Annotated in this window: 6 protein-coding genes; 5 read left to right on the top strand and 1 reads right to left on the bottom strand. The window is 69.2% G+C overall.

The genetic code is table 11. The features are described from left to right. Nucleotides 1-12: 12 nt before the first annotated feature. A complete protein-coding gene (locus ACH4RC_RS24750; protein WP_398204637.1) occupies nucleotides 13-1,302 on the top strand; it encodes a M6 family metalloprotease domain-containing protein in 1,290 nt (429 codons plus the stop codon). A gap of 12 nt (nucleotides 1,303-1,314) precedes the next feature. Here ACH4RC_RS24750 and ACH4RC_RS24755 read toward each other — a convergent pair whose 3' ends face one another. Next, a complete protein-coding gene (locus ACH4RC_RS24755) occupies nucleotides 1,315-2,994 on the bottom strand; it encodes a class I adenylate-forming enzyme family protein (protein ID WP_398204640.1) in 1,680 nt (559 codons plus the stop codon). 609 nt (nucleotides 2,995-3,603) lie between these two features. On the opposite strand from ACH4RC_RS24755, the gene ACH4RC_RS24760 reads away from it, so the two are divergent. From ACH4RC_RS24760 to ACH4RC_RS24775, 4 genes are all read left to right on the top strand, one after another. Then, on the top strand, nucleotides 3,604-4,152 hold the full coding sequence (locus tag ACH4RC_RS24760; RefSeq protein WP_398204643.1) for a hypothetical protein: 549 nt from the start codon (nucleotides 3,604-3,606) through the stop codon (nucleotides 4,150-4,152). Between the two features lie 76 nt (nucleotides 4,153-4,228). Continuing rightward, nucleotides 4,229-5,983 carry a hypothetical protein gene (locus tag ACH4RC_RS24765; protein ID WP_398204646.1) on the top strand — a complete coding sequence of 585 codons (1,755 nt, stop codon included), beginning with the start codon at nucleotides 4,229-4,231 and terminating at the stop codon, nucleotides 5,981-5,983. Next, nucleotides 5,980-7,320 carry a type VII secretion-associated serine protease mycosin gene (gene mycP / locus ACH4RC_RS24770; protein WP_398204648.1) on the top strand — a complete coding sequence of 447 codons (1,341 nt, stop codon included), beginning with the start codon at nucleotides 5,980-5,982 and terminating at the stop codon, nucleotides 7,318-7,320. The genes ACH4RC_RS24765 and mycP overlap by 4 nt, the downstream gene beginning before the upstream one ends. Before the next feature lie 90 nt (nucleotides 7,321-7,410). Next, nucleotides 7,411-7,599 (top strand): hypothetical protein, encoded by a 189-nt coding sequence (locus ACH4RC_RS24775; RefSeq protein WP_398204651.1) that lies wholly within the window; start codon nucleotides 7,411-7,413, stop codon nucleotides 7,597-7,599. Nucleotides 7,600-7,691: the final 92 nt, after the last annotated feature.

The raw sequence follows: 7,691 nt of genomic DNA on the forward strand, positions 1-7,691 counted from the left end.
GAGGCGGTTCGGATGCGGCAGGGGAAGCGGCAGCGGATACGCGGGGGCCGGCGCGGAACGACGCTCGCCGGGGCCACGGCGGTGGCCCTGGCGCTGACGATGACCGCGAGCACCGGCCGGCTGCTCGACTCGTCGCCGACGGCGGCGGGCCCGGTGGCCCCCGCCCGGGAGGCCTCGCTCGCCCCCTGCATGATCCGCGGCACGCTCGGGGTGCAGATGTCGGAGGGCGTGCCGACGTCCTCCGGCTACGTCCGCTCCACGGGCACCCTCCACGCCCTGAACCTGATGATCGACTTCCCCGACGCGCACGGCGAGGGCGGCGCGACGGACCGCCTCTCGGAGTTCTTCCCGAAGACGCAGAACTGGTTCCGCACGGCGTCGTACGGCCGGCTCACCTACGTCCCCGAGGCGCCGGTCAAGCACTGGTTACGGATGCCGAAACCGTTCTCCGAGTACGGGATAGAGCGCGGCGCCCCCTTCGAGCCCGGCTACCGCGAGCTGGTCGACGACATCGTGGCGGCCGCCGACCCCGAGGTGGACTTCCGCAAGTACGACCTGGCGAACATCCTGGTCACCCCGAACGCGGGCCCGTCCGCCCTCGACACGGTGCTCTCCGTGACGTTCGCCGGAAACCGCGAGGCGCCGGTGGCCGACGGCGTCCCCCTCTCCAACGCGTCCTTCGTCTACTCCCGCCAGGACGACGGCTCCGGCTCCTACGCCGAGACCGGCTACCGCGTCCTGCCGCACGAGAACGGCCACGTCTTCGGCCTGCCCGACCTCTACACCCAGGACGGCGGCGGCGCGGTCGGCCACTGGGACATCATGAGCGAGGACTGGGGCGCCGGGAACGACCTGCTCGGCTGGCACAAGTGGAAACTCGGCTGGCTCGACGACACCCAGATCGGCTGCGCCTCCCGCTCCGGCACCTCGGAGTACCTCCTGGCCCCGCTCTCCCGGGAAGGCGGCGGCGGTACGAAGATGGCGTTCATCCCCCTGACCGAGAAGAAGGGCTACGCGATCGAGGTCCGTACCCAGGACGGCAACGACGAGGCGGTCTGCCGCCCAGGCGTCCTCATCTACAAGGTCGACGCCGACGTGGACACCGGCCGGGGCCCCATCGCGGTCAGGGACGCCACCCCCGACAGCGGCGGCTGCACCCGCCGCCCGAACGTCCACGCGGAACTCTCCGACGCGACGTGGCGCCCCGGGGAGGTCTACAAGGACCGCAGGCAAGGAATCCGGATCTCGGTGACGGGAAAGGACGAGTCGGGGAACTACCGCGTGTACGTGACGCGGCGCTGACCAGCTGGTCAGCTAGCTCTCAGCGGCGAACCGCGCCCGCAGCTCCCTCTTGAGGACTTTGCCCGTGGCGTTGCGCGGCAGGGGGTCCTCCTGCATACGGACATGCGCGGGCACCTTGAACGCGGCGAGCGTCTTGCCGACGTGCTCCCGCAGGCCGGAGGCGTCCGTCACGGATCCGCCCCGCACCCGTACGACAGCGGCGACCTCCTCTCCAAGAACCGGGTGCCCGACCCCGACGACGGCGGCCTCCAGCACATCGGGATGCCCGTGCAGACAGGACTCGACTTCCACGCAGTACACGTTCTCGCCGCCACGAATGACCATGTCCTTGATGCGATCCACGACACGGATCAGCCCGTCGCCATCGATGACGGCGAGGTCCCCCGTACGGAACCATCCGTCGTCGGTGAAGGCGGCGGCGGAGGCATCGGGGTCGTCCCAGTACCCGCGAATGACCGACTGCCCGCGCAGCAGAAGCTCCCCGACCCCGCCCTCGGCCGCGTCCACGCGTGCCTCGACGGCGGGCGCGACCTTCCCCACGCTCTCGGGCCACCGGCGATACCGCTCGCCGAAATTGGCGGCGACGCCACCGAGCGTCTCCGTCAGCCCGTACCCGTTACGAGGCTCGACGCGCTCCCCGAACCGCGCGGCGAGCCGCTCGACCAACTGCGGCGGGGCGGCGGCGCCCCCCGTACTGAACATGGTCAGCGTCGGCATGTCGTCCCCCACCTCCTCGGCCCGCTCCAGCAACTGGAGCGCGGTGGTAGGCACCCCGCCGAACGCCCCGACCCCGTGCTCCTTGATCACGCTCAACGCCCGGTCCGCGTCCCACTTCCGCAACACGACGACGGCGCCGCCGGCTGCCATGGCGCCGTAGAACCCGGTGAAGGCGGCGACGTGGAAGAACGGAAAGGTCAGCAACCCGACGGGCGCGGGCCCCTGCCCCGGAACGACACCGCGCGCGAGCGCCGAGAGGGCGGCGAAGTAACGGGGGTTGGCGATGGCCCCGACATGCGCGTGGTGCGTGGCGACGGCCCCCTTGGGCCGCCCGGTGGTGCCGGAGGTGTAGAGGATGGTGGCGTCGCGTTCGGGGTCCACGTGGATGTCGGGGGGTCCGAGAGCGGGGTCGGGGGCGGGGAGATCGCGGTAGAGCTGCACCCGGAAGGGCAGGTCACCGCTGTCCTCGTCGTCATGCACGACGAGGACCCAGGGCCGCGCACCCCTTTCCCGCTGCTCCCGCCAGGACTGGATGCGCTCATAGAGCTCACCGTCGACGACGATGATTCCGGGCCGGCAGTCGTCGAGGGCGTACGCGAACTCGTCCGGGGTCCACCAGGAATTGAGCGGAACGGCGATGAGCCCGGCCAGCTGGGCAGCCCAGAAGGCGACTTGCCATTCAGCCCGATTCCGCATGGCGATGACGACCCGGTCCCCGGGGGTCAGCCCATACCCACCGTCACTCTCTTCGCTGACGTAGCGCCGTGCGAGCGCGCAGGCGGCTGCGAAGAACTCCCCGTAGGACATCCGCCCGTCCTCGAAGAGGAGAAAGGGGGCATCCCCGAAGGCCCAGGTCGTCTCGACGAACTCCCGCAGGGTCCGGGGCCCGCCCACATACCCGAGCCGCCCGTCCTCCCCCCGCCCGACAGCGAAGGGCGCACCCGGTGCGGTCAGCAACGCTTCCAGGGAATCCATGCGGGGACGCTATGTCCGGGGGGCCGGGGCGCGTCAAGGTGTGTGCGGGAGAGGGGCGGAGTGGCGGCAGGCTGTGCGCGGCGACGGCACGGGCCGAGGAACCCGATCTCGCACGTCGGCCCACCCGCTACACTGTCGGCGGTGGCCCAGACCCTATGATCTGCTCCGCCACCCCGCCTTCGTGGGCCTTGAGCAACCCGCTGGTCAGAGCGGCGCCTATTGCAGCAGCTGGAACGCCATCTCACGTTTTCAGGAACGCGTGCAGGGTTCCCCAGGCCAGACGAGCACTCCGTTGATCTCACACATACGAGTCGTTGCTACCCAGTGAGTCGCACCCACCACATATGGGTGGATGTACCGGCAGGGCCCGTACCGTTTCCGGGCCGGAAGCTTGGTCGCGAGTACATACGGAGACCCCAACTGCTGCAAGGCGAAGAGGCTGCCGAGATTCCCGGCGCTCCGGGACTCGATTCAGGCCATCTGTTGCCGTAGCTGTCAGCGAAGCAACGTCCGGCAAGCAACCTCCGGATAACGTCGCTTCGTTACGTCTGTTACGCATGGAGCGGTCGGTGTCACCTCGGACACCGGGCGTACGGGGAGGGACAGAGCATGTCCGACGGCACGGGGCGTACATCACAGGAGGCTGCGGCCGGAGCAGGTCTGACGGCAGGCGGCTTTGGAGTCGCAGCCATCGCGGTCGGCGCCACCGCTGCCGCGAAAGCCATGCTGGTCGAGGGCGAGACACTCTCGACGTTCAAGCGGCGGGTCGACGCGCTGCTACGCGACTTGGAAAGGTCGAAGGCGGCGCCGAAGTCGATCGCGAACGGAGCGCTGCCGGGCGGCAGGTTGGGTGCGTTCGACGAAGCGGACGCCTTGCACTCCGCCTACACGAAGGTGCACAGCCAGCTGGAGAACCTGTCCAAGATGCTGGCCTTGCAGATCGAGGGTTTGGTCGTGACGGTCGACGCATCCAAGACGGGTTACGACAACCTCGACGACGATGTGCGTGCCCGCCTCAACCGCATCCGGTCCCAGACCGACGCGCTGGTGAACCCAGGCGCGAAGTCGACTCACGGCTCCCACCACGGAGGCTCGGACGCCACTGCAGATGGCGAACCCGCGCCGAAGCCGACGGACAGCGAAGCAGGTGACCTGTGATGGCGTCCCGCTTGAACGGTGGCAGCGCGGATGCGCGTAGTGCGGGGGTTGGCATGGTCGAGGGAAGGCACGGGGTATGAGCGATCTGGGTTCTCAGGTGTGGGGCATGGCCAAGTCCTACCGATTTGCGGTGCACAGCCCGGAAGAGTTGTGGGCGATGGTCGAGCCGGCGGACGGTGCGACGGCGGCGGATCTGGGTGTGCTGCTGACATCGGCGGCAAAGACCATCAAGGAGATCGGCGGCGACCTGAAGACCCACAGCACGTCGGTCGAGTGGGAAGGCGAGGGCGCCGACGCGTTCCACAAGTGGGTTGATCACGCTGCTCGAGCGACGTTGAGTCTGGGTGACTACAGCGAGAGCGCCGGGAAGTGGCTCGGCCACGCGGCGGACACGCTGCATGAGGTCAAACCGCAGCTGGAGACGCTGAAAAACTCCAGCGCCTCGGCCCGCTCGATCCTTGACGCGCACGATGCCAAGACAACGGACGTCGGCAACCATGACGGCGGGCCATCAGCGTCCTCCGTGAAGACGGCGAAGTCGCAGTACGACAACGACCGCGCCGAAGCATCCCAGTTGATGACGAAGCTGGCGCAGTCGTACTCAGCGTCGACGGAACAGATCGAGGCGCTGAGGACGCCGGAGTTCCCGGCGCTTCCGGAGCAGTTCGTTCCCCTGGTCAGAGACCGCCATGGCGCCAAGGACGTCTCGTCCTCGTCGGGTGATCCATCGAATACCGGGACAGCGGCGGCGGTAGGGGGAGTCGGCGTGGCCGCAGCGGGAGCTGTCGCCCTCAAGGAAGCGGCTCATGGCGCTTCGCTGGCCGACGGGCACCACCCCTCCACTTCCGCATCCCACATTTCGAGGCCGACTCCGGATCTGCCTTTTGGTGGGACGGGTACATCCCTCGACCGGGCCGGTACGCTCCCCGCTCCTGCCACTCCCACGACAGCTCCTTCCTCACCGGCGCCCTCGTCGACTCCGTCACTGGGCGGCACCTCGGCACTCTCTACGCCGCCATCCGGAACACCGCCCTTGCTCGGAGGTGCAGGTCGTTCCGTTGCTTCGCCACGCGGGCCGGGCAGTGGCCGCTTCCCGTCGTCTCCTGGCGTGCGCGGGCCGCTCGGTGTCCCAGAGGGCACCGGAACGCCGGGCGCGCCCGGTACTGCTCGTGGGGTGACGCCAGGGCGCGGTGTTCCCGCGGTCGAGCGGCCAGGGATGCCGGGCGTACAGGGCGGCACGCCCTCGCCGGTACGCGGGCCAGGTGGCGGGAGCCCGGGGCGAGCGACGAACGGGATCGCAGGTGGTCGTCCGACCTCGCCACAGACGGGACGCGGTGCAAGCGCAATGTCCCAGGGCACGGTCGTCGGCGGCTCCCCCTACCAGCAGGGCGTCGGAGCCCGGGGAGGCGTACCGGAGGGATCGGGACGCACCGGAGCGACACCCGGCCGCGGCACTCCGGGTGCCGGCACAGGGCGCGGGACGAGCGGCTCCGGCGGGCGGGTGTCTGCCCTCTCGGGCGGGGTCGTCGGCGGCCAGCCGCAGCAGAACTCGAGGGTGCGCCGAGCCTCCACGGCTACGACCCGGGCGGCGAGCGGCGCCCGCGGAGTGGCGGTGAACCGTAGCGACGCCCAGATGCAGCACGGCGGCGAACCCGCCCACGGCTCCTCGCCGAAGACACGTAAGGATGAGGGCCGGCGTGCCTCAGAGGAGCGGCCACGCGACGAGCGGCCCGAGCACGAGGACGTAGAGGTTGAGCAGCCGGAGCGCGATGTGCCTGAACTACGCCTGCCGGGGCTGCCTCCTACGGCTCGGCGGGACAACAAAGGATGATCATGGGTTCCCATAGCAAGCAGGTCCGCGTGCTTCGGCTGGCGTCGGCCGTGATCGGCGTCGTGCTCGCAGGGGTCACTGTGACGCCGGCGAGCGCCGCGTCCGTCCGGGATCGGCAGTGGTACCTGGACGCCATGCACGCCGAACAGATGTGGAAGACCAGCACCGGCAAGGGCATCACGGTCGCCATCATCGATACCGGCATCGACTCCGACCTCGCAGACCTGCGCGGCCAAGTACTGCCCGGCAAGGACTACTCCCGTAGCTCCGGTGGCGAACACACGGACTACGACGGGCATGGCACGAGCATGGGCGTTCTCATTGCAGGCACCGGAGCAAAGGGGGCGGCGACGGGCTCGTACGGACTTGCTCCGGGCACGAAGGTGCTCCCCATCCGCCTTCCGTACCCCAACGAGCACACCCGTAGCGGTGGCAACCCGGACAGCTACCCCACCTATATGTCCAAGGCGATCCGCTACGCGGCGGACTCTGATGCTCAGGTCATCAACATCTCCCAGGGCAGCACAGACAACTCACCCGAGTTGACCAAGGCCGTCGCCTACGCACTCTCCAAGGGCAAGCTGATCTTCGCAGGCGTGGGCAATACCGGCGCGGGAGCCAACGAGTTGGAGTACCCGGCCGCGACGCCCGGGGTCGTGGGAGTCGGGGCCATTGACAAGGACTTGAAGAAGACGTCGGAGTCCCAGTCCGGGCCGCAGGTGGATGTGGTCGCCCCTGGCGCACGGATGATCGCCGCATGCACCGGGAAGACCGGTGTGTGCGAGTCCCACGGCACCAGTGACGCCAGTGCGCTCGCGTCGGCCTCGGCAGCGCTGATCTGGTCGAAGCATCCGGACTGGACGAACAACCAGGTGCTGCGGGTCCTGCTGAACACCGCGAGCGGCCCGGTCAGCGGCAAGAAGCGCACGGATGACATCGGCTACGGCGCCGTTCGCCCCAGGATCGCCCTCACCGACCCCGGCGATCCGGGCCCCGCCAACGAGTACCCACTGCCGGACTACAAGGCCGTAGGCTCAGCGGCAGCACCGGGAGGTGCCAGCACCAGACCGTCGACGGACGCGTCGGCCGCCCCAGCCGCGGCCTCGTCCAATGACGAGTCGAGCACTCTGCCGTGGATCTTGGCGGGCGCGGGCGGACTCCTGCTGGTCGGCGTGGGCGGTGTAGTGCTCGCCGTGCGCAGTCGCAAGCGCCGCGCCGCGCTGGCCGCACCCATGTCATCGACGCAGCAGCACGGCTGGGCACAACCGCCTAATCCAGGCCACCAGCAGGGGCAGCAATGGCCGTACCAGGACACCAACCACACTGGCCAGCCGTGACATGACGAGAATTGAGCGGGGGCGAATGTCGTGACGGAGACGAACGGGGAACAGCACACGCCGCGCGGAGGGCCGGAAGGTGCAGGCGGTATGCGGCTGAACCACCTTCCCGACGGCGCGGGGATCACCGGCGGCAGCCAGAAGGATCTTGCGTCCAGCCCGGCGGAGAAGAAGTCCGCCGCGCGGGCCATTGAGCAACACATCGAGCCGGACACCCGTAAGGCAGGCGACTGGGCGGACACCGACACTGAGGTTCCCCCGTTGTTCGGGAGTCGCTGATCAGCTGGTCAGGGCGGGTTGACGGGTGTTCAGGTTCGTTGGTTCGGCCGTCGCCTGGTCGGCGTAGTACTGCTCCTCGAACTCGATCGGGC

Origin of the sequence: Streptomyces sp. NPDC016845 (assembly GCF_044332585.1) — a bacterium.
GTDB lineage: Bacteria > Actinomycetota > Actinomycetes > Streptomycetales > Streptomycetaceae > Streptomyces.